Annotated in this window: 26 protein-coding genes; 15 read left to right on the forward strand and 11 right to left on the reverse strand. The window is 46.9% G+C overall.

What is annotated here, in order from left to right; translation table 11 throughout:
* Window positions 1-175: 175 nt before the first annotated feature.
* The gene (locus tag ACLO87_RS05920; protein WP_430223035.1) at window positions 176-1,441 is read left to right on the forward strand and encodes a FliC/FljB family flagellin; all 1,266 of its coding nucleotides are present in this window, start codon (window positions 176-178) and stop codon (window positions 1,439-1,441) included.
* Between the two features lie 175 nt (window positions 1,442-1,616).
* Here the strand turns inward: ACLO87_RS05920 and ACLO87_RS05925 are convergent, their stop codons facing one another.
* Window positions 1,617-2,159 carry a P-loop NTPase family protein gene (locus ACLO87_RS05925; RefSeq protein ID WP_430223036.1) on the reverse strand — a complete coding sequence of 181 codons (543 nt, stop codon included), beginning with the start codon at window positions 2,157-2,159 and terminating at the stop codon, window positions 1,617-1,619.
* 161 nt (window positions 2,160-2,320) lie between these two features.
* Between ACLO87_RS05925 and ACLO87_RS05930 the strand changes: the two genes are divergently transcribed.
* A complete protein-coding gene (locus ACLO87_RS05930; protein WP_430223037.1) occupies window positions 2,321-3,364 on the forward strand; it encodes an NAD(P)/FAD-dependent oxidoreductase in 1,044 nt (347 codons plus the stop codon).
* Between the two features lie 83 nt (window positions 3,365-3,447).
* Here the strand turns inward: ACLO87_RS05930 and ACLO87_RS05935 are convergent, their stop codons facing one another.
* The 4 genes from ACLO87_RS05935 to ACLO87_RS05950 all read right to left on the reverse strand — a co-directional run bounded on the left by ACLO87_RS05935 (window position 3,448) and on the right by ACLO87_RS05950 (window position 5,749).
* Entirely contained in the window at window positions 3,448-3,849 is a 402-nt protein-coding gene (locus tag ACLO87_RS05935) for a pyrimidine dimer DNA glycosylase/endonuclease V (protein ID WP_430223038.1), read from the reverse strand.
* A 552-nt stretch (window positions 3,850-4,401) separates the two neighbouring features.
* Window positions 4,402-4,785, reverse strand: coding sequence for a hypothetical protein (locus ACLO87_RS05940; RefSeq protein ID WP_430223039.1), 384 nt, complete (start codon window positions 4,783-4,785; stop codon window positions 4,402-4,404).
* A gap of 75 nt (window positions 4,786-4,860) precedes the next feature.
* The gene (locus ACLO87_RS05945) at window positions 4,861-5,076 is read right to left on the reverse strand and encodes a hypothetical protein (RefSeq protein WP_135867015.1); all 216 of its coding nucleotides are present in this window, start codon (window positions 5,074-5,076) and stop codon (window positions 4,861-4,863) included.
* A gap of 115 nt (window positions 5,077-5,191) precedes the next feature.
* Window positions 5,192-5,749, reverse strand: coding sequence for a hypothetical protein (locus tag ACLO87_RS05950; RefSeq protein ID WP_430223040.1), 558 nt, complete (start codon window positions 5,747-5,749; stop codon window positions 5,192-5,194).
* Window positions 5,750-6,118: 369 nt separating this feature from the next.
* Between ACLO87_RS05950 and ACLO87_RS05955 the strand changes: the two genes are divergently transcribed.
* The 3 genes from ACLO87_RS05955 (at window position 6,119) to ACLO87_RS05965 (ending at window position 7,617) form a co-directional block, all read left to right on the forward strand.
* The gene (locus tag ACLO87_RS05955; protein ID WP_135867011.1) at window positions 6,119-6,328 is read left to right on the forward strand and encodes a cold-shock protein; all 210 of its coding nucleotides are present in this window, start codon (window positions 6,119-6,121) and stop codon (window positions 6,326-6,328) included.
* Window positions 6,329-6,554: 226 nt separating this feature from the next.
* The gene (locus tag ACLO87_RS05960) at window positions 6,555-7,070 is read left to right on the forward strand and encodes a TIGR00645 family protein (RefSeq protein WP_135863517.1); all 516 of its coding nucleotides are present in this window, start codon (window positions 6,555-6,557) and stop codon (window positions 7,068-7,070) included.
* A gap of 211 nt (window positions 7,071-7,281) precedes the next feature.
* On the forward strand, window positions 7,282-7,617 hold the full coding sequence (locus ACLO87_RS05965) for a hypothetical protein (RefSeq protein WP_135863516.1): 336 nt from the start codon (window positions 7,282-7,284) through the stop codon (window positions 7,615-7,617).
* 57 nt (window positions 7,618-7,674) lie between these two features.
* On the opposite strand, the gene ACLO87_RS05970 is transcribed toward ACLO87_RS05965, so the two are convergent.
* From ACLO87_RS05970 to ACLO87_RS05980, 3 genes are read right to left on the reverse strand one after another with little or no spacing between them, the layout of a single operon-like run.
* On the reverse strand, window positions 7,675-8,274 hold the full coding sequence (locus ACLO87_RS05970; RefSeq protein WP_430223041.1) for a tetratricopeptide repeat protein: 600 nt from the start codon (window positions 8,272-8,274) through the stop codon (window positions 7,675-7,677).
* 49 nt (window positions 8,275-8,323) lie between these two features.
* The gene (locus ACLO87_RS05975) at window positions 8,324-8,572 is read right to left on the reverse strand and encodes a hypothetical protein (protein WP_430223042.1); all 249 of its coding nucleotides are present in this window, start codon (window positions 8,570-8,572) and stop codon (window positions 8,324-8,326) included.
* Between the two features lie 14 nt (window positions 8,573-8,586).
* Window positions 8,587-9,039, reverse strand: a complete 453-nt coding sequence (locus ACLO87_RS05980) for a GFA family protein (protein ID WP_135863510.1) — start codon at window positions 9,037-9,039, stop codon at window positions 8,587-8,589.
* 528 nt (window positions 9,040-9,567) lie between these two features.
* Here ACLO87_RS05980 and ACLO87_RS05985 point away from each other — a divergent pair.
* Together ACLO87_RS05985 and ACLO87_RS05990 are read left to right on the forward strand one after the other, a co-directional pair.
* Window positions 9,568-9,789, forward strand: a complete 222-nt coding sequence (locus ACLO87_RS05985) for a hypothetical protein (protein WP_135863508.1) — start codon at window positions 9,568-9,570, stop codon at window positions 9,787-9,789.
* A 142-nt stretch (window positions 9,790-9,931) separates the two neighbouring features.
* On the forward strand, window positions 9,932-10,354 hold the full coding sequence (locus tag ACLO87_RS05990) for a GNAT family N-acetyltransferase (protein WP_430223043.1): 423 nt from the start codon (window positions 9,932-9,934) through the stop codon (window positions 10,352-10,354).
* A 276-nt stretch (window positions 10,355-10,630) separates the two neighbouring features.
* Here the strand turns inward: ACLO87_RS05990 and ACLO87_RS05995 are convergent, their stop codons facing one another.
* Together ACLO87_RS05995 and ACLO87_RS06000 are read right to left on the reverse strand one after the other, a co-directional pair.
* Complete coding sequence (locus ACLO87_RS05995) at window positions 10,631-11,095, reverse strand: GNAT family N-acetyltransferase (RefSeq protein ID WP_135863504.1); 465 nt, start codon at window positions 11,093-11,095, stop codon at window positions 10,631-10,633.
* Between the two features lie 67 nt (window positions 11,096-11,162).
* The gene (locus ACLO87_RS06000; protein ID WP_430223044.1) at window positions 11,163-12,098 is read right to left on the reverse strand and encodes an AEC family transporter; all 936 of its coding nucleotides are present in this window, start codon (window positions 12,096-12,098) and stop codon (window positions 11,163-11,165) included.
* 97 nt (window positions 12,099-12,195) lie between these two features.
* On the opposite strand from ACLO87_RS06000, the gene ACLO87_RS06005 reads away from it, so the two are divergent.
* Complete coding sequence (locus tag ACLO87_RS06005) at window positions 12,196-13,068, forward strand: LysR substrate-binding domain-containing protein (protein ID WP_430223045.1); 873 nt, start codon at window positions 12,196-12,198, stop codon at window positions 13,066-13,068.
* A 126-nt stretch (window positions 13,069-13,194) separates the two neighbouring features.
* Window positions 13,195-13,614, forward strand: coding sequence for a GNAT family acetyltransferase (locus ACLO87_RS06010; protein WP_430223046.1), 420 nt, complete (start codon window positions 13,195-13,197; stop codon window positions 13,612-13,614).
* Between the two features lie 75 nt (window positions 13,615-13,689).
* On the opposite strand, the gene ACLO87_RS06015 is transcribed toward ACLO87_RS06010, so the two are convergent.
* On the reverse strand, window positions 13,690-14,193 hold the full coding sequence (locus ACLO87_RS06015; RefSeq protein ID WP_430223047.1) for a MaoC/PaaZ C-terminal domain-containing protein: 504 nt from the start codon (window positions 14,191-14,193) through the stop codon (window positions 13,690-13,692).
* A gap of 247 nt (window positions 14,194-14,440) precedes the next feature.
* Here ACLO87_RS06015 and ACLO87_RS06020 point away from each other — a divergent pair, with 247 nt between their 5' ends.
* The 6 genes from ACLO87_RS06020 to ACLO87_RS06045 all read left to right on the forward strand — a co-directional run bounded on the left by ACLO87_RS06020 (window position 14,441) and on the right by ACLO87_RS06045 (window position 18,270).
* Window positions 14,441-15,187 carry a 3-oxoacyl-ACP reductase family protein gene (locus ACLO87_RS06020; protein WP_430223048.1) on the forward strand — a complete coding sequence of 249 codons (747 nt, stop codon included), beginning with the start codon at window positions 14,441-14,443 and terminating at the stop codon, window positions 15,185-15,187.
* An 80-nt stretch (window positions 15,188-15,267) separates the two neighbouring features.
* Complete coding sequence (locus tag ACLO87_RS06025) at window positions 15,268-15,480, forward strand: cold-shock protein (RefSeq protein ID WP_430223049.1); 213 nt, start codon at window positions 15,268-15,270, stop codon at window positions 15,478-15,480.
* Window positions 15,481-15,623: 143 nt separating this feature from the next.
* Window positions 15,624-16,313, forward strand: a complete 690-nt coding sequence (locus ACLO87_RS06030; protein WP_430223050.1) for a YjjG family noncanonical pyrimidine nucleotidase — start codon at window positions 15,624-15,626, stop codon at window positions 16,311-16,313.
* 278 nt (window positions 16,314-16,591) lie between these two features.
* Window positions 16,592-16,846, forward strand: coding sequence for a hypothetical protein (locus ACLO87_RS06035; RefSeq protein ID WP_135863489.1), 255 nt, complete (start codon window positions 16,592-16,594; stop codon window positions 16,844-16,846).
* Window positions 16,847-16,895: 49 nt separating this feature from the next.
* Window positions 16,896-17,369 carry a hypothetical protein gene (locus ACLO87_RS06040; RefSeq protein ID WP_430223051.1) on the forward strand — a complete coding sequence of 158 codons (474 nt, stop codon included), beginning with the start codon at window positions 16,896-16,898 and terminating at the stop codon, window positions 17,367-17,369.
* Window positions 17,370-17,709: 340 nt separating this feature from the next.
* Window positions 17,710-18,270: a hypothetical protein gene (locus ACLO87_RS06045; RefSeq protein ID WP_430223052.1), complete on the forward strand. Its 561-nt coding sequence runs from the start codon at window positions 17,710-17,712 to the stop codon at window positions 18,268-18,270.
* The last annotated feature ends 52 nt before the right edge of the window (window positions 18,271-18,322 follow it).

The following is an 18,322-nucleotide window of genomic DNA, read 5'->3' on the forward strand; positions in this document are numbered from 1 at the left end:
AGCAAAAATTTTTGTGATGCCCCCTAAAGCTTTAGTGATGTATGTCGTAAACAAGTTAATACAGGAAATAGCGCAGCACCCACCACTACCGTGATGGTTAAGGCGCTACCTAACCAGGGCTTTCCTGATTAACTAGCAGTTAAGTGCTGCAATTTTCCTCAAACAGGAGTCATTCATGTCTGTTATTAATACTAACTACTTGGCGCTGGTTTCTCAGAACAACCTGACCAAATCCCAAAACTCCCTGGGCACCGCTATTGAGCGTTTGTCCTCCGGTCTGCGTATCAACAGCGCAAAAGACGACGCTGCTGGTCAAGCGATTGCTAACCGTTTCACCGCCAACATCAATGGTCTGACACAAGCGGCTCGTAACGCGAACGACGGTATCTCTATCGCTCAAACAACTGAAGGTTCGTTGAACGAAATCAACGAAAACTTGCAGCGTATCCGTACATTGACTGTACAAGCATCTACAGGTTCTAACTCTGATTCTGACTTGCAATCTATTCAGAATGAGATTAACGAACGCTTGAGCGAAATCAACCGTGTTTCCAAAGAAACTCAGTTCAACGGTAAGTATGTGTTGGGCGAAGATGCTTCTAAACTGACTGTACAAGTTGGTGCTAATGACAATGAAACTATTACTATCGATTTGAAGAAAATTGATAGTCATGAGTTGAATTTGGCTAACTTCAACGTTACTAAAAGCATTAGCACAGGTAAAGTTGATGCTACAGCAGCTACTACTGTAGCTGTTACTAAAGAAGTAGGCAGTCAAGTTGGTGCATTTGCATCTGATGCTGCTGACGTTGATGGCACAGGTAGCTTTGGCTCTTTGCTTCAAGATACTGCCGGTGATTATTTTGTCACTTACTCTGGTGGTAAGGATGCTGGCGTTGATGTTGCTGCTAAAACTTATGCTGTAACAGTAAAAGCAGATGGTTCTCTGGAACTGGGGGCAGAAACAGCACCTGCTGGCGCGACTAAAAGCACAAGCACTTATAGCGCGGATATTGCTCCTACAGGAGCAGATGCAGACAAATTGTTTGCATACAGTGGTTCAGGCCGTGATTACGTTATCAAAGAGGGCGACAAGTTCTTTGAAGCTAAATTGGATAACGAAGGCAAAGTTACTCGTGGTGCAGAGTTGAGTACAACTCCTACTACAGAAGATCCTTTGGCAACTCTTGACTCTGCGTTGCAGCAAGTTGACGATCTACGTAGCCACCTGGGTGCGATTCAAAACCGCTTCCAGTCCACTATCGCTAACCTGAACAACACTGTGAACAACTTGTCCGCAGCACGTTCACGTATCGAAGACGCAGACTACGCTGTTGAAGTGTCCAACATGACACGCTCACAGATTCTGCAACAAGCTGGTACTTCTGTGTTGGCTCAAGCTAACCAAGTTCCACAAACTGTTCTGTCCTTGCTGCGTTAATTTTAACGATAGCAATGCTGATCAGATGGGCAACTTAGGTTGCCCAGCAGTAAAAAGCCTCCAAGGTTTCTTGGAGGCTTTTTTGTATTCAGGATTCGCCCGCGGGAAAAGACGGTGTGGTGTTTCTCTTAGCGTAGCAGCGAGCAGATTATGAGTGAGATGAGGTGTACAAAGGTTACGTTGACTGAGTAGGGTGCGTTAGCCCCCATTCCTTGTAAATAGCCTGCAAATCGCGAGCACCATTGAGCAGCACTTTAGGCCCATTCCAATCCTGATAAAGCTGCTGATAACGCTTTCTATTTTTAGGCGTGGCAATCAGCAGATGTTTAATCATGCTCCACTTGATGCTGTCTTGAGCGCCCTCTAACGAGCCTATGTGTCCGGGTTCAAACAAGCATCGGCGTAGATATCTAGCTAGACTCAGCGCCGTAGAAACCTCCATCACAATGATCCCTGTAGCGCGATCTAAGCGTTGTGGCATGCTGACTGAGTAATTACCTTCCATGATCCAGCGGTCTGCTTCTATGGCTGCATCGTGCAAGGCCAGAAACTCGTAGGTGGGTCTAGGTACCCAGTTGCTGTGAGGTTGGTGATACAACTGATCCAGATGTGTCAGCGGAAGACTCTGTTGCTGGCTGATAGCAGCGGCTAACGTAGACTTTCCGCTGTTTGACGGGCCTATGATGCAGATGCGAGGGCCAAGCTGGGCAAGAGTCATGGAAGCAGTAAAAAGCAGCGAATGGTTGTGAGCGTATGAACAAACTACGAGGGCTGGCGGTAGATCAGCGTGAGCGTTATCTAAAGGGCGTTGACCGGATTCGGCGGGCTTTTTAGAATGCCAGCCTGATCGTTAATGATGACTACAAAGGAATACATAGCATGATACATCCAGCTCCAAAAGTTGTGGTGGTAGGTGGCGGGATTATGGGGGCTTGTATAGCGTGGAATCTGGCCAAAGCGGGTGCGAAGGTACTGGTGCTAGAGCAGCATGCAGAGCCAGCTAGAGGTGCCACGCAGTGGTCTTATGGTTGGGTAGGAACTGCTAGCGTGTTGCCTAGTGAGGGACCTCAGGCTTTTGCGCTTAAACAGACGGCCTTGCGTGAGTTTGCGGCATTGGAAAAAGAGTTAGGCGCATTGCCCTATGCGACACGTGGTGCTTTGGTCTGGGGTGAAAACGATGAAGAAACCCGCCAACTCGTGGCGGAGCAGCAGGCGGTGAGTGTCAACATGTCACTAGTAGGTCAAGATGCTATTCGTCAGTTAGAACCGCAGTTGGCTACTCTTCCTCAGTGCGCAGCTTGGGCTCCTGATGATTTTGCGATAGAGCCTATTATGCTGACTCAGCAGCTTTTAGATGCCGCTAAGGGGTTGGGTGCAGAGGTGCGATATAACGCGGTTGTAGAGCGTTTGCTGGTGCAAGGAGGCACTGTCGTAGGCGTTGTTACCCCGCAGGGTGACATTCAAGCTCAGGCTGTAGTGCTCGCCAATGGGGCTGCAGTCAAAACATTGCTAAGTGATGTGGGTGTGGATGCGCCAGTGTATGAGGCACCAGCCGTTTTGATGCGGTGGAAAACCGATAATGCCGGTGTACGCCACTTGGTGTGCGCTAATGACCTAGAGCTTAGACCTGATTTACAAGGGGGTATCGTCATTGCGACAGATTATCCAGAAGAAGGAGAGGCAGGTTTAGAGGCATTGGTGCAAACGGTCAAAGCACGATTGCAGCAGTTAATTACACCGGCTCCTAGTCTGGAGCTGCGCGGTATGGCCGGTGCGAGACGCCCTCTAGTAGAGGGCGGTATGCCTTATAGAAAGAAACTATCAAACCTTACCAATGTGTATACCTTGGTGGCGCATCCGGGCATTATTTTTTCACCGTATTTGGCTCGTTTGTCAGCAGAAGAGATAATAGAGGGTTTTTAGTTTTTAACTATGGTTATTTATAAAAAATGATATTTTAAATTCTATTATTTTTTATAACCATATTACTAATATTGCTATTGATTTTACTCTCTTGTTTTGCTGTTTTGTTTAGCTAAAGAGGCTCTTTCTCTTTCCTGAATACGCTGCCTATTGATGGTTAGGGCTTCTTCGGTTGGAGTCCAATCATTCCAGTAATGGTCAGGTATAAGTGGGAAATCTTTACGTTCTATCCCTGTAAACGATGGGTTGTACCCTCGCTTTTTCATCTCGGCAATGAGGGCGGCATGGCGTTTCTGTAGATAGCCTAGTCGTGTGTAAAAGAAGAGCACATGGCCTTTCCCAAGAGTGTAAGTATCTGGTTGTAATAGCTTTGTTCGTTTTGTGGATTTTTCGGCTAATGCAAACACGCGGGGCAGTTCTCGGTATTCAGCAACCAAGTGAGGGCCACTGAGTTCTTCTACGGGTACACAGTTGATACGGGTCACAGCGCTGTTCCTGACATAGTAAAGAGTGGTAGGGGGATATATCGTTTTTTATGTTAATTAATTATATGTTTTGTTCTGTTTTTTGATCATCTGTTCGATGGTCTTTTAAAATCGTGTTGTTACAATTTGATCTGTTTTCTATTTTAAAAAAACCTTAAGAGATATTTACAATTTCTTGTTACTGTTTTTGTGAGATTTATTGTGATTTGTCAAAAATAATTTTAATATGGGTGGTAGAGTCCTAATCATGGATTGATTGTACTTGTACATTATTAGGAGGAAACATGTTTCTATCCTCAGGCTGGTGGTCGTTGTGGATGCATATCATTGCGTTTGATGTAGTAGTGCTGCTGACGGTGTTCACCCTTGCCGGTATTGTGAAAATCAGCAGAAAAAGACACTAATGCTGTAGAGCATCGTAGCTATGAATGCTTCATGGCAATACGGCACAGCGTTGTAACGTGATGAGAACAAAATGCATGAGACTATACCTATACCGAAAAAAGCTGCCCACTAGGCAGCTTTTTTTATTGGGCATACGGAGGATTTGGCTCAGTCGTCGTAGTGTAAGTCGTCAGGCGAGACATTGCGATAATCAGGCTCGGGCAGTATGGGGAGCCTATACGCTTTGATGCTGTGCTGCTGAAGTAGCAGTGCTTTAACGGCTCTATGCATACCATCAATCACTTTACCCTCTGGGCATACAATAATTGGATAGGCTAGGTCAGCAGCTTGCACGAGTGCCATATGGTTGGCGATGGATCGGCAAGTAGGGCTATCGCCACCCAAGTCATACCAATAGGCTTCATCCAACTCAGTAATATGCGCCAGAGGAATTTCTTCGATAGGCAAATGCTGGGTAAGTGCTAGCAGTTTGTTGACGTCCCAGATCAAGACATCAGAGCCTTGGTGACGAAAATGGTATTGTTGTCGCATGAGAAGAGGTGTTGGGGTTGTACAGCGCGCACGTACAATCAATAAGAACTATACGTGTACGGTAGAGCATGGTGTTTATTTGCTGGGCGAGGTGCTGTGATCTGTTTTGTTTTCAGAACCACTGGCATCTACCGTTTCTTGAAAGTCTTTGGCGAGCTGATCAAAACAGGCTAAGCGTTTAGTGCCGTCTTCCATAGCGGAGCAGTTGGCTAAGGCTTCTTGTATATCGGTAGCGTGTGCGGCAGGAACCCACAGTAGTACCAGAGCCAGTGCCGACAGAGTTTTCTTCATGGTGATTCCTTTACGCTGTGAGCCATAGCGGCTTGATGAATAAACCGTCACTATACCGCACTGTTTCTGGTGTGGCATGCCTGTGTGGGCAGCCTTCTTGTAGAGCGTTGAGACGTTATTCTCCGCAGACCTTAATCAGCTCATTGAGTGCGGTGTCGGCCCCTTGCGTAGTAAAACTTGCTACCCATAGAGGACCATTCTCTGCTTGTGCTTCGATAGTAATGATGGGGGCGTTAAGTAGGCTGGCAAAAAGTTGATTACCGTCAGACGGATAGATAAGCGTGCGTTGGTCTGATGAAACTTCCCAGTTTTCTTCTACTGTTTCGTTAGCGGGCGTCGTGATGTAGCGTATTGTCATGCGCTCACCAGCGAGGGGCTGTCCCCAGTACAGGTTAACGATGGTCTGATACCGACTACATAACAGCGTCAATATAACGGGGTTGCGTAGGGTGGTAGAGGATGACTGCAGGCTTGCGTAAGGAAAGCTTTGTCCGGTGTAAGGATCTACGCTTCGGCCAGTAATCCAGCTGTTTTTGTCAGTAGGGGAAGGCGATGTTACGACGGCGGTATCGTTGTTTGTGCTGTATTGATGTGCTGCGGTGGTTGGCGGTTGGGCGCTAACCTGAGAGGCAGTAGGAAACAAGAGTAGTAAGGGCAGGGCACGTAACAGCATTCTTGTATGCCTTGAGGGATAAAAAATATCACCATAAAGTACAGGGCAGTTGCCTGACAAGAACATATATACAAAGAGGGCTTCCCTAAGGAAGCCCTCTTTGAGGCGCGACTACCGATTGTCAGAGACTGAAAATGCAGTAGTCGTTCTATGCCGACTCATCATCAAGAAGAATCATAGCGTTTTTTACAGGATTATGTCTACGTAAATCTGTTTCGTGTAGTGATTAAAATTGTTGCGTTGTGTGCACGAAATACCAGCCTTTACAGTGCTTGTAGTAGTTTTTTGAGTGTGGGGGCTTTCGTTCATTCTGCTTATCTGCGATGATTATGGAGGGATATTTTTCCCTGAGTACATTTAGGAAAGACATTGAAAACAGAAACTGGTATCGTAAAGTGGTTCAATAACGAGAAAGGCTACGGCTTCATTACACCTGAAAACGGTGGTAAAGATCTCTTTGCTCACCACAGCGAAATCCAAGGGGCAGGATACAAGTCTCTTGACGAAAACCAACGTGTATCATTCGAAGTTGGTCAAGGCCAAAAAGGTCCTTGCGCTACGAACATCCAAAAAATTTAATGCATGCCTAACGCCCAGGCGTTAGTAATCATCGAATTTAAAAGCCAGACCTATGTAATAGTGCTGGCTTTTTTGCTGCCTAAAATATGCAGGGAACTCCTTGTGTGTAGTGGTGTCTACACTCGGTGCTAGTCATAGCAGGGTCACTAACCTTTGCTAAAGTCCTTAGTTTTTCCTGTGAAGCACCAGGAAGTTTTTATTTTGCAGAAATACCTACTATTTATACATGAAATCGCTAGAAATACTGATTGAGCGCATTATCCTGTCCAGCCGTTGGTTGCTGGTGGCGTTTTACATAGGGTTGGTCTTGGCTTTGGCGATGTATGCCATTTCGTTTGGCGTGAAGTTCTTTAAAGTTGCGCAGAACGTCTTTGTATACGATGAGTCCGACATGATTTTGGCCATGTTGAGCTTGATTGATGCGGCGTTAGTTGCCAGCCTAATCGTGATGGTGATGATTTCCGGTTATGAGAACTTCGTCAGCCGATTTGATGATGCGAACACCGATGTATCCTTCTTGGGCAAGCTGGATGCTGGTAGTTTGAAAATCAAAGTGGCGTCTTCTATCGTCGCCATTTCCTCTATACATCTGCTGCAGATTTTCTTGAATGCCAACAAGTACGAGAACGACAAGCTAATGTGGTACACCATCATACATTTGGCGTTTGTGGTCTCAGCGGTGATGTTGGGTGTGTTGGAGAAAATCATGGCTAAAGATAAGCCACTCTCTAGCAAGCTATAATCAAAATTCACCTTTAAAAAACACGCCATAGGCGTGTTTTTTTATGCCTTAAGAACGCGACTCGTCTTTGCTCGAAAAAGCTTGGGTAGGGGCCGCGCGTAGAACAGTAGAATATAGGTAGTGCGATAGAGCGAGATCGGCGCGGTAGCCTAGGGTCATGCAGTCCATAGAGTGATTGTGATGGCAACTACACGATATAGAGAGGATGAGAATGAGTATGAGGCTTGTGGCGGTAGTAGTGACTCTGATCAGTGGCGCGCTGTTACCTGCAATAGTGTCAGCGCAGACCACGGAGGAAAAATGCACCATCATTGCTGCAGTAGCAGAGTCTATTATGCAAGGTAGGCAGGCGGGAGCCGACAAGAATGCTGTCTTAGAGAAAGTGCAGGTGCCGGGCGAACCAGATATATCCTTGCTGTTTGAGATTATGGTGCAAGAGGCTTACAGCACTAATCGTGTGAGTAACCCAAAACAGAGGCAGCATCTTAGTAGCGAGTTCGCGAGCCAGTGGAAAACCATCTGTTTACGAGATTTGTCTGCGCTATAAAGGCATCCATAAGCACTCTTGGCTAGAGCACAGCTCTATAGCGTAAGAGTACAGAGCTTAGTTTTCTGTGTTAAGCAGTAGCCTTTCGTATTCCTGACACCCTGATGCTACGTCTTGCTCGCATGCTTTTAGGAATAGGTCTTGCGCACGCTTTAGATCTTGTTGCACTACCTCGCCTTTGGCATACATGGTGGCGAGATTAAAGAGCGCCCCAGGGAAATTTTGTTCCGCTGCTTTGGTGTAAAGCTCAAATGCTTTGTGCAAATCTTGTTCTGTGCCATCGCCCATGTCGTACAAAATAGCAGCGTTATATTGTGCGCTGGCATGCCCTTGCTCGGCCGCTTTTTCTAGCCAAGGCAAAGCCTGACTAAAGCTTTGAGCCACGCCTTCACCATTTAAATACATCAGCCCCAGCATGTATTGGGCTTCGGCATGATTTTGTGCTGCCGCCAATTCAAAGAGCGTGCGTGCTTTTACGAAATTCTGGGGGAAGTTATCACCGCCGTAATACAGCAACCCTAAGTCGAATTGGGTTTGACTACTGCTGGGCGTAGTGGCTGTTTCTGTTGCCGTCGGCTGAGCGTAAACAGGGGTTCCAACACTGGCATACAAATTCAGTGCCAACAGTATCGCTATCAGTCTACTTTTTGTATTCATGTGGGAGCTCTAGGCTAGGTGGAAGGTACTAATGGTTGATGAACGTAGATTATAGATCTCTATGCATCCCCACCACGATCAGTAAAAACAGCATATACAGTAAGAACGCTGTCGCCACGAACAACAGTAATCCTTTCCAGAGTGTTGCACGTGCGGCAGGCTTTAAGCCGTTATACAACCAATAACCAATCATGCATATATTGATGATAGGTAGTAGCAGAATCAGCGCAACCAGCCATCGTTGCGCTGAGGGAAGCGTTCCTGATTTGATGCTATTCGCCAAGCTGTTGGTTTTCATGCGTGTGGTAGCGCTTAGTTAGTAGTATCGGTGTTGGCTGTGTAGCGTAACCAGCCAGCAATGTTGGAGCTACCAGCGGGTCTATCGTTCGGGTGTACCTTACCTTCATTGACAGGGACTTCGGCAAAATCAAAAGGGCTCATCCCTTCTAAGCAAGCCACATTCACACCATATTGATTGGGGTTAGAGCGTCGCTGGTGAAAGGTGTAGATGCCACATGTGGAACAAAAGTAGTGCTTGGCTTCGTGGGTATTGAATTGGTACAGCGTTAAGGCTTCTTTGCCTTGTTCAATGTGGATGTCGTCCAACTTGGCAGATACGGCCACTGCACCACGCATGCAACAGTAGGAGCAATTACAACGTCTAGCGCTATTCAAACCGTCACTAAGTTTTACACGGAAACGTACTGTGCCACAGTGACAGGCAGCCTGATAGGAGTCTTTGTGTGGGTTGGATTGAGTGGTCATGGTAACGATAGAAAGGTTATGTAACCTAAATGTAACTTATTGATTGTTAACACTTTTACTGATTGTGTTTTGTATAATAAAGGCATTCTTAAACGTGGAATGATTATGTATTTTATGAAGCCCGTCTACTGGGTAGCAGTGTTTTTTTCCTTTGTTTTGCCATTTCTCTACAAAGGTAGAGATGATGATTGAGTAATCATCAGTTGAGTGACAGATAAGGATTTACCTAAATATCAATACAGAGCTTTACTCTAACAAATCAGGTTACTTGTTGCCCCGATTCTAGATGAGAATGCGGGGGTTTTTTTATCCAAAACCTTACGGGGTAAGCGTTAGCGGCTGTTTCTTTTGGTTTCGTCTCTACAGAAAAAATAACGTATTGTGCTGGTAGACTTGGCAAATTGTGAATTGTCTGAGCAATAGCAATATTGTGTAAGTTGTAAAGCCGTAATATGTCTTACAACGTTATACGACGCTTAAATCAGGCAATAAGGGTTGTATGACTATTACATAGTACGTGGGGATGATATGGAAGAGTGGACAGTTGTAGCTCAGGGATCCTCTGAGGGTTGGAAGTACGAAGTAGAGATTAGAACTCTGGATAACGGTCAGGTTGAGACAAGAATTGTTCCTGCTCCACATGAGCATATGGCAATTAGTGGGGCATTTGGTCGTATTGAAGATGCTTTGGCGGAGGCTCAGCGCTTCGCAGAACGCACAATTCGTGCTGCTCAGGTGTCTTACGCATAATAGTTGAAGCCGGGTGGTCTGGTTGGTGCAGATCACCGTCGTAGCGTAGAGAAAAACCTATTTTCAAATAAGTCAGCGTGATTACGTTAGCTGGGGCTATGATGCATTCTGGTTCCATAAGCATATTTACGTAAAGGATCACATGACCTTAGTTGTGACCATCGCGACTGCAGCACATCAGGATTGGCTGGTGGCGCACGACACAGAAGTAACCGACGCTTGGGTACAGCGTTGCCTGTTACAGAGCGAGTATGTCATTGCTGAATGGCAGGGGCACCCAGTAGGCTTTTTGCGATACAGCCTATTCTGGGGAAAAATTCCTTTCATGGATATGATTCGGGTGCGTCCAGAACACCGGTGTCGTGGCGTGGGCGTTGCACTGCTCCAGCATTGGGAAGTGTTAATGCGCGATAACGGTGCGACGTTATTGATGACCTCTGCCCAGGCAGATGAGCCAGCGCCTTTAGCATGGCATAAACGAAATGGTTTTAGCGAAGCAGGGGCCGTGCAATTCGGAGCCTTACAAACAGTCGCTGAAATCTTTCTGGTTAAAGATGCCACTTAGGTAAAAAATACACGGTATTAGCCTCTTGCAATGCTTAACATCAACAGCCTGTCACTATGCTACATAGTGACATGTGAGCGATGTGCTCGACATTATTGAAGATCTAGTACGAAGAAAGCTGTGGTTGTAGCGTTGTGTGGCTTGTGGGCTGTGCTGACTGCAGCAGAGGGAGCCAGAGAGCATTTGCTCATCATCGAAATAGACGAGGACTAGACTATGCGCTAATGAGTGCGTAGTGACCCATATGCTTGTGTATGGCTGACATGGCCATGTGATTTACAGCATGAGTTTGAAGCCTTCGTGAGAGGGCTTAAATCCCAGTCCTTCATAAAAACGCAGTGCATCGATGCGTTGCTTATCGCTAGTCAATTGCACCATGCCGCACCCTGCAGAGCGGGCTTGCTCAATCGCATACTCCAACAGTTTTCTACCCACACGTAGCCCGCGATGCTGGCTGCTAACGCGTACACTTTCTATTTGAGCTCTGAGCATGCCACCGCGTGATAAGCCAGGGATGAGCGTTAACTGTAATACACCAATGATCTGATCTTGATGTTCGGCCACAATCAGCGAGTTACCGCTTTGCGCTTGTATGGCCATAAAGGCAGCATGGTAGGCGGCTTCGTATTCATTACCTTCACGAGCGGCACCTAATGTGTCGTCAGAAAGCAGCGCAATAATAGAAGGTAAATCGTCATGATGTGCTGTTCTAAAGCATAGTGCGTGGATAGGTTCAGTCATGCAGCCTCCTTTATTTATCTGCATAAAGTGTAGCGTCTGATGTGGGCCTGACCTAGTGTTTACACGCTTAGAGGCGAGTTAGCATCAGGTAAGCGGTGATGCTGAATAGTGATAATACGGTAGACACTAAGATGGCGGCAGAGGTCAGGTTGCCATCTCTTTTATAGTACTGGGTCACCATAAATGGCCCGGTACCAGTAGGTAAAGCGGCTAATAATACTGCCGCGTGAACGAGTGACTCAGGCAGATCAAACAGTTGCGTCGCAAGTAACCAAACGATTACAGGGTGTATGACAAGCTTGAGCGCAACTAAAGTGCTTAGCCCTTGTAATGTGCCAGTAGAGCGGCGGCGTTGTGCCAGAAAGAGTCCCAATGCAATCAACGCACAGGGGGATGCTGCGCCACCCAGAAGTTTCAGAAAACTGTTGATGGGGGCGGGAAGGTGTATACCCGACAGCATTACCACAGCACCGGCAACAGGCGCGACCAGCAAAGGGTTGCGGGCGAGTTGTTTGGCGATGTTGAGCAACATCTGCGTGATCTTGCGATTGGGTTGTAAGCCTACTTCGATTATCACTATGGCGACGGCAAACAGCACGCAGACGGTCAGAATGGTTGAAATCAATGCGGGGATTAACGCAGGCGACCCAAGCACTGCCAATGCCAGCGGAATGCCTAGGAAGCCCGTGTTGGCATAGGAGGCATTTAACGCATCTATAGCGGCATCAGCGAGTTTTTTTGTGCGTAACCGTTGTAGGCATAAAGCGGTGACAAAGAGTAGGGCGGTGCCTATTCCAAAAGTGGCTACAAATTCCGGTTGCCACAGGGTGTGCCAATCTGCGTTGGCAACGATGTCAAATAATAGAGCTGGTAGCGCTAGGTAGACCACAAAATTATTAATCTCTCCTGTTGCGCGAGGCCCTAATGCACCGGCTTTACGAGCTAACCACCCTGTGGTAATGAGGGCGAAAATGGGCAAAATAATGGCAAGAACGGAGAGCATAGGTGGGTGATGAGGCTGCTAAAGCGTATAGTGTAGAAACTTAGATTGTTGCTTACCAATGCTATTTTTCTGACTGATTAATACCCTTTTTATATTAATGATGGACGTTAAACCATTACGCTATTTTGTGATGTTGGCCGAGACTCTACATTTTGGTCAGGCTGCCGCCCGCCTACATATATCGCAACCACCGCTTAGCCGACAGTTGGCGGCGTTAGAGCAAAGTATTGGGGTGAAGTTGATAGAACGTAATTCGCGTAATGTCACGCTTACTGTTGCTGGAGAGCGTTTCTATCAAGATGCGAAAAACGTTTTAAACACACTAGAGCAAGCGGTTCACAACGCGAGAGCCGTTGCTGCCGGAGAGGCAGGCGTGTTGACTATAGGTTTTACGATGTGTGCGGCCTACAGTGTGATTCCGCGTTACACGAGGTTGTTTAGTGCGGCGTGGCCAGACGTTACCTTGCAACTGCGAGAGGTGGTCTCTAACAACCTGTTGGAGCAGGTACGTAGAGGGGATATTGATGCCGCTGTGCTTTTACCTTCGGAAGATGAGCAGGGGTTGAATACGCAAACTGTGGTTGCGGAGTCGTTGTGTGTGGCGCTGGCCAGCACACACGCATTGGCTTCAGAGTCTAGCCTTGCCATTACTCAGTTGCAAAATGAGGCATTTGTGGTGGCAGCAGAGAGTGCCGCCTCATCGCTATATGCCGCGATTGTGACGCATTGCCAGAAAAATGGATTTAATCCCAATATACGTTTTGAGGTGCAGTTACAGCAAACGGTATTGAGTCTGGTGGCAGAAGGCGTTGGCATTGCGTTAGTGCCTGCGTCTATGCAAAAAGCGCAGGTGGCAGGGGTGCGGTATTTGCCGTTAGATAATGCGCCATTGATTGAACAGGTGTTGGCATGGTCACCTACCAATCAGAACCCGTGTTTACGAGGGTTTTTGGAGTGTGTGGGTAGTTAGGGGGGGGGGGGGGCGTGCAGCCCAATCATATGTCTGCAATGTTGCCAGAGAAGCGGCGTCATGGGGGTGACGCATAAGGCTGCTACGGTGTGGTGTTTAGTGCTGTACTCTTTTTGTAGAAATACTATGGAAATTCGTTCTTACCAACCTGCGGATGAAACGGCGGTAATTGCTCTTTGGGAAACTTGTGGCCTAACGCGCCCTTGGAATGATCCTCGTAAGGATATTGCTCGCAAGTTGACGGCTCAGCCAGAGCTTTTTCTGGTGGGAGTAGAGCGCAATAAAGTGATTGCTACGGCGATGGTGGGCTTTGATGGGCATCGGGGCTGGGTGTATTACGTAGCCGTTGATCCTGACTACCAGCGCCTATCTTATGGCAAACAATTGATGCGCGAAGCTGAGCAATTGTTGATAGAGCGAGGCTGCCCAAAAATCAATTTATTAGTACGCAGCAGCAATGCGCAGGTGATTCAGTTCTATAAAGAACTGGGCTATACGCCAGACGATGTGGTGAGCTTGGGGCGTAGACTGATTGCAGATGAGTAACCAGCCATCCCACGCGCAGCCCGTAGGTTAATAAACCAGCGGGCTTTTTTTGTGTGTGGTGTATGGCTGTGGCACTTAGTGACTAGCGGCAGCGGCGGTGACGCTGGCTTTAGTAGGGAGGGCCAGTGTCCATGTCTGAGTAATGAGCACAGTCCCAGTGGTGGTTTTGGTGGTGACGTGAATGTCTAGTAAACCGCGATCTGCTTTGTTCTTGGAGGGACGTATATCCATGATTTCAGCGCACACTTTCAGGCTATCGCCTGGGTACATGGGGTGATGAAAGCGCACCTCCTTAAACCCAGCGCCAATCAGTGGAGTGTCACCAAAGCGCTTGGAGTTCAAAATCAGCTTTAAGGTAATCAACAACGTTTGCCAACCGCTACCCACCAGTTCGCCAAAGATCGTGTTTTTGGCTAACTCTTCGTCTATATGCATATCTTGTGGATCATATTGCTCGGCAAAAGAAACAATCATGTCGCGATCCAGTGAAAATGCCTCTGTTTCTATTGTCTCCCCAATCTTGAAGTCTTCCAGATAGCGAAATACACCAGTTTTGGGTTTGGTTATAGGTACCAGCACAGTTGTCCCCTTAGTTTAGTTATGAACTATATGGTAGATAGTAGGTTTAAGCTTTAGCTGGCGTCAACTGTGCCTAGGCGGGGTGATTGTTCTAGATTTAGGACACAGTTGATCAAAACCAAGGGCTAGTCTATAGGGGGTGTAAGTCCTAGCATGATGTGAGGATGCCGTGCAGGTGAGCGCCGGCAGTACACACATCAATGCGTAATATGCCTTGGCGGCAATACGCTTATGGCGAGAGTTTGATATGCGTTCAGGAAAGTTGGCAGGCAAGGTGGTGTTTGTTCAGGGCGGTGCGCGGGGCATAGGAGCGGCCATTGTGCGCTTGGCGGCAGCCGAGGGGGCAAGCGTTGCATTTAGCTATGTGCAGTCCACAGAGAAAGCGTTGGCTCTACAAGAGAGCATTCGTGCAGCGGGAGGTAATGCTATGGCGCTTCATGCTGATAGCGCAGATGCGTCCGCGGTAGAGGCGGTGATTATGCAAACCGTGCAAGCATGGGGCAATATTGACATCTTGGTGAATAACGCCGGGGTTTTAGCGTTGGGTCATATTGGCGAGTTGAGCATAGAAGATTTTGATCGTAGCTATGCTATTAATGTGCGTAGTGCCTTTGTAGCGAGTCAGATAGCCAGTCAACATATGAATAATCAGGGGCGCATCATCCATATAGGCAGTGTGAATGCAGAACGCGTGCCGTTTGTCGGTGGTGCAGCCTACGCCATGAGTAAAGCGGCATTGGTGGGCTTAACTAAAGCGATGGCGCGTGACTTGGGCGATAGGGGGATCACTGTTAATAATGTACAGCCTGGTCCTGTGGATACCGATCTCAACCCGGATGGTAGCGAATTCGCGGATGAGCTTAAGAAAATTATGGCCTTAAAGCGGTACGCTAAAGAGGAAGAAATTGCCTCTTTCGTGATGTACTTGGCAAGCCCTGAAGCTGCATTTATTACAGGTGCTAGTTTGAGCGTAGATGGAGGCTTTACTGCTTAACGCAGTGTCATGGGTATCTTTAGTAGTGCATTTCTGTCATAGTGGGTTACGGAAATTTTTCTCACTATTTAGGAAATACATTGAAAATAGAAACTGGTATTGTGAAATGGTTCGATAACGACAGAGGCTTTGGTTTTATCATGCCGGAAAATGGAGGGAAGGACCTTTTTGCACATCAGAGCGAAATCCAAAGTAATGAGTCATACAGCACATTAAGCGAAAATCAACGCGTGTCATATGTGGTTGGGCAGGGGCAAAAAGGCCCTTGTGCTACACGGATCACACTGCTGTAGGTAACTAGGTTTCTAGCATGATGGCATGTGCGACAAAAGTTATAGCGAGGACTCATATTATGGGCCTCGCTTTTTTATTAGCGGTAGTGGTTGCTAAACTAGTAGTGATTGATTTTCTACTTTTCAGTAGGTTGTAGCTACGTATGAAATATCGCCTTTTTCTTTTTGATTTGGACGACACTCTTTTTGATTTTTCAATCTCAAATGAATGGGCGTTTAAGCGCATGCTTGAGCGTATCGGAGTAGAGGTGTGCGCAGAGGATATTTTTGCTGAGTTTCTGGCCATCGACACTGGGTTATGGAAACAATTTGAGCAGGGCTTAGTTACCAGGGATCAGCTCAAAGTAGAGCGTTTCGCTCGAACCTTTGCGCGCCATGATGTAAGAGAGTGTGCTGAGCATGCCAACGCTTTATATGTACAAGGTTTGGCCGAGCATGTTGCGTTAATAGATGGCGCATTAGAGGTCTGTCAGGCCTTGGCAGCGGTGGGCGAGGTTGGTGTGATCACCAACGGCTTTGATGCTGTGCAGCGGCAGCGTATACGCAATGCGGGCTTGCAAGACTACATTTCTTTTGTGGCATCTTCCGAGGTATGTGGCCATGCCAAGCCGGATAAAAGGCTTTTCGATTTTGCTGTTATTCAAGCAAAAGAGTTTAGTCAAGACAGCACGCTCATTATTGGGGATCGTCTGGATGCCGACATTCTCGGCGGTAATAATTTTTCTATTTCTAGTTGTTGGTTTAACCCCAGCAAAGCAAAAAACACCTCTGCTATCCAGCCTACCTATGAAATAGCTCATTTACGTGAGTTACTGCCGTTAGTGCAGGCATAAATAGCATCAAAAAAAGACAGATATACAGCATGGCTATAGGGGGCAGGTTTTTGTAACGTATTTGTTTTGTGTGGATTGTAAGATTTGTTTGGTATGCTGTTAGGTTAAATCGGGTCTACGTCCTAGATCTTGTGTGCCTGGAAGGGTTGCATCTTAGGGTGAACAGAGCCAAAAAGTAGTAGATGTTCAAGTAGTTCTCAAGTTGGTGGCGCAAGGTCACCAATGTGCAGCAAGACAGAAAATCCATAGGTTTTTTTATTTGCATTCAAAGGGACAAAATGAATATTGAGTTTGCTGAATACCGGGTTCATCCATCGGGTGTGGCATTTGCTTTTTTGACTGAAGCTGGTGAGCGTATGCATGGTAATGTGTCGCTCGATGCACTAGAGGCGTTGGCTGGAAAGTGGCTAGGTGAGGAAAACTGCCTAGATGCTTACAGAGAGCATAGTGTTGCTATCCATCGTGTGGTCTTAAGAAAGCATAAGCAAGGTGCTAAAGAGCCTTTTTGGGTGCGTGTAAGCGAGTTGAGTTAGACGATACAGGGCATGCGATATTACAGTGGTTCTTCTGCCGGACCATAAGATGGTGGGTTTGCGACAGGAATACAAGCCTCAATCGCGTGCAAAAATACAGAGAATGCCAAAAACAGTAATCAAAAAAACTACCCTAAAGCAGGGGGTAAGACATATCTCGTTAGTGTTTGCTCTTGTGGTGATTGTAGGGGGCGTAGCGTGGTGTTTTTCTGGTGGTGTGGGGCAAGCAGAAAAGGCGCGTGAAAGAGGGAGGCTACAGGCAGAGCGACTAGAAGAAACAGCCGCTTTAGCATTGTGCCAGCAGGCAATAGCAAAACAGTTGCCTCCAACTCAGCAGGAAAAGCCGCCATATACTAATGGAGTGAAATCAGCAGAGAAGCTCTGGCACTTCGTTTGGCCACAGGGGTCGTTTAGTGTCAAAAATCGCTATGGTTCTAGTGTGGCGCAATATGCCAGATGTATTGTTGACCCTCAGGAGCACAGAGTTACGGTATTGCATATTACTGGTCAGGATTTTATTTAATAGACTTGCAGTGAGTTTGCAAGCCGCTAAATCGTATGTGTAAATAATACGTTGTAAGGCTGCTTTCACTCAGAGCCAAAACCCGCAAAGGTTGCTGCCTTTTGCGGGTTTTTTTGCGTTCATATGATTGTTACCCGTAACGTAGTTGTAAAGGACCTTGAAACTAATTACCTAGTTAGTGTTGCTGCAGCGGAGTCTATGAGGTATGCATTAGAGCTTTACATTTTGTAGGCAAGAATGACATATCCCCTAGTGGAAGCTGTTAATTTGTAAGTAAGGACAGAGGGAAGCTTGTGTTGCATATAGCTATTATTTACTAGCCGTTTTTTAGGGCTTCATCATGGGTTTTTATTGGGCGATTGGCGCGAGAAAGCAGGGGCTCAAAGGGTTGATGGTGGTGTGTGAGCCCTCTGAGATTGGTGGGTATGTAGAACGCTGGGAAGGTGAGGTTAAGCTGAAGGTGAATCGAAACCTTCCTAGTTATTTGCAAAATACTGCATTGGATCCACTTGAGTTCACTGAGATGAGTTACCTGTTCTTTAGCACGAAGCAGGGTGATTCGGTGGTGGCTGAGTTGGAGAGTGCAAGCATACGCTTGGGGTCTAAGGCTGAATACGAAGAAAGCGACAGCGGGGGATTTTCTCTTTTGTTGCGCTATAAGGTAAAGCGAAAGCTAGAGATTTGCTGTGAAGATTCACCGGCGCTTGGTAGCTTTTCATCGCAACAGAGAATGCTTACTAGTGAAGACCAACTGATACGAATGTTGGACGAGAAAAAATATGAGGGGATGTGGGTGGATAAGCCACCACTACGTTTGACGCTAAACGAGGCAATCTGTGCGCTAGCTGAGGAGTACTCAGTTTCCGAGAGTCAGATAACTATTACGATTGCTGGTAAGTAGGTTTGGTGACTGTAAGGCGTCTCTATCTGAGGCATAGGCTAAAAATAGACGC

This window comes from Paenalcaligenes sp. Me52, assembly GCF_050487965.1.
GTDB lineage: Bacteria > Pseudomonadota > Gammaproteobacteria > Burkholderiales > Burkholderiaceae_B > Paenalcaligenes.

Bases quoted from the DNA above. Each gene is read 5' to 3' on its own strand.
- ACLO87_RS05940 (WP_430223039.1), bottom strand. From the start codon at position 4,785: ATGCGACAACAATACCATTTTCGTCACCAAGGCTCTGATGTCTTGATC.
- ACLO87_RS05975 (WP_430223042.1), bottom strand. From the start codon at position 8,572: ATGAAAACCAACAGCTTGGCGAATAGCATCAAATCAGGAACGCTTCCC.
- ACLO87_RS05985 (WP_135863508.1), top strand. From the start codon at position 9,568: ATGGAAGAGTGGACAGTTGTAGCTCAGGGATCCTCTGAGGGTTGGAAG.
- ACLO87_RS05965 (WP_135863516.1), top strand. From the start codon at position 7,282: ATGAGTATGAGGCTTGTGGCGGTAGTAGTGACTCTGATCAGTGGCGCG.
- ACLO87_RS06005 (WP_430223045.1), top strand. From the start codon at position 12,196: ATGATGGACGTTAAACCATTACGCTATTTTGTGATGTTGGCCGAGACT.
- ACLO87_RS05970 (WP_430223041.1), bottom strand. From the start codon at position 8,274: ATGAATACAAAAAGTAGACTGATAGCGATACTGTTGGCACTGAATTTG.
- ACLO87_RS05930 (WP_430223037.1), top strand. From the start codon at position 2,321: ATGATACATCCAGCTCCAAAAGTTGTGGTGGTAGGTGGCGGGATTATG.
- ACLO87_RS05980 (WP_135863510.1), bottom strand. From the start codon at position 9,039: ATGACCACTCAATCCAACCCACACAAAGACTCCTATCAGGCTGCCTGT.
- ACLO87_RS06040 (WP_430223051.1), top strand. From the start codon at position 16,896: ATGGTGGGTTTGCGACAGGAATACAAGCCTCAATCGCGTGCAAAAATA.
- ACLO87_RS05945 (WP_135867015.1), bottom strand. From the start codon at position 5,076: ATGAAGAAAACTCTGTCGGCACTGGCTCTGGTACTACTGTGGGTTCCT.
- ACLO87_RS05960 (WP_135863517.1), top strand. From the start codon at position 6,555: ATGAAATCGCTAGAAATACTGATTGAGCGCATTATCCTGTCCAGCCGT.
- ACLO87_RS06020 (WP_430223048.1), top strand. From the start codon at position 14,441: ATGCGTTCAGGAAAGTTGGCAGGCAAGGTGGTGTTTGTTCAGGGCGGT.
- ACLO87_RS05995 (WP_135863504.1), bottom strand. From the start codon at position 11,095: ATGACTGAACCTATCCACGCACTATGCTTTAGAACAGCACATCATGAC.
- ACLO87_RS06000 (WP_430223044.1), bottom strand. From the start codon at position 12,098: ATGCTCTCCGTTCTTGCCATTATTTTGCCCATTTTCGCCCTCATTACC.
- ACLO87_RS06045 (WP_430223052.1), top strand. From the start codon at position 17,710: ATGGGTTTTTATTGGGCGATTGGCGCGAGAAAGCAGGGGCTCAAAGGG.
- ACLO87_RS05990 (WP_430223043.1), top strand. From the start codon at position 9,932: ATGACCTTAGTTGTGACCATCGCGACTGCAGCACATCAGGATTGGCTG.
- ACLO87_RS05950 (WP_430223040.1), bottom strand. From the start codon at position 5,749: ATGCTGTTACGTGCCCTGCCCTTACTACTCTTGTTTCCTACTGCCTCT.
- ACLO87_RS06010 (WP_430223046.1), top strand. From the start codon at position 13,195: ATGGAAATTCGTTCTTACCAACCTGCGGATGAAACGGCGGTAATTGCT.
- ACLO87_RS06035 (WP_135863489.1), top strand. From the start codon at position 16,592: ATGAATATTGAGTTTGCTGAATACCGGGTTCATCCATCGGGTGTGGCA.
- ACLO87_RS05920 (WP_430223035.1), top strand. From the start codon at position 176: ATGTCTGTTATTAATACTAACTACTTGGCGCTGGTTTCTCAGAACAAC.
- ACLO87_RS05925 (WP_430223036.1), bottom strand. From the start codon at position 2,159: ATGACTCTTGCCCAGCTTGGCCCTCGCATCTGCATCATAGGCCCGTCA.
- ACLO87_RS06030 (WP_430223050.1), top strand. From the start codon at position 15,624: ATGAAATATCGCCTTTTTCTTTTTGATTTGGACGACACTCTTTTTGAT.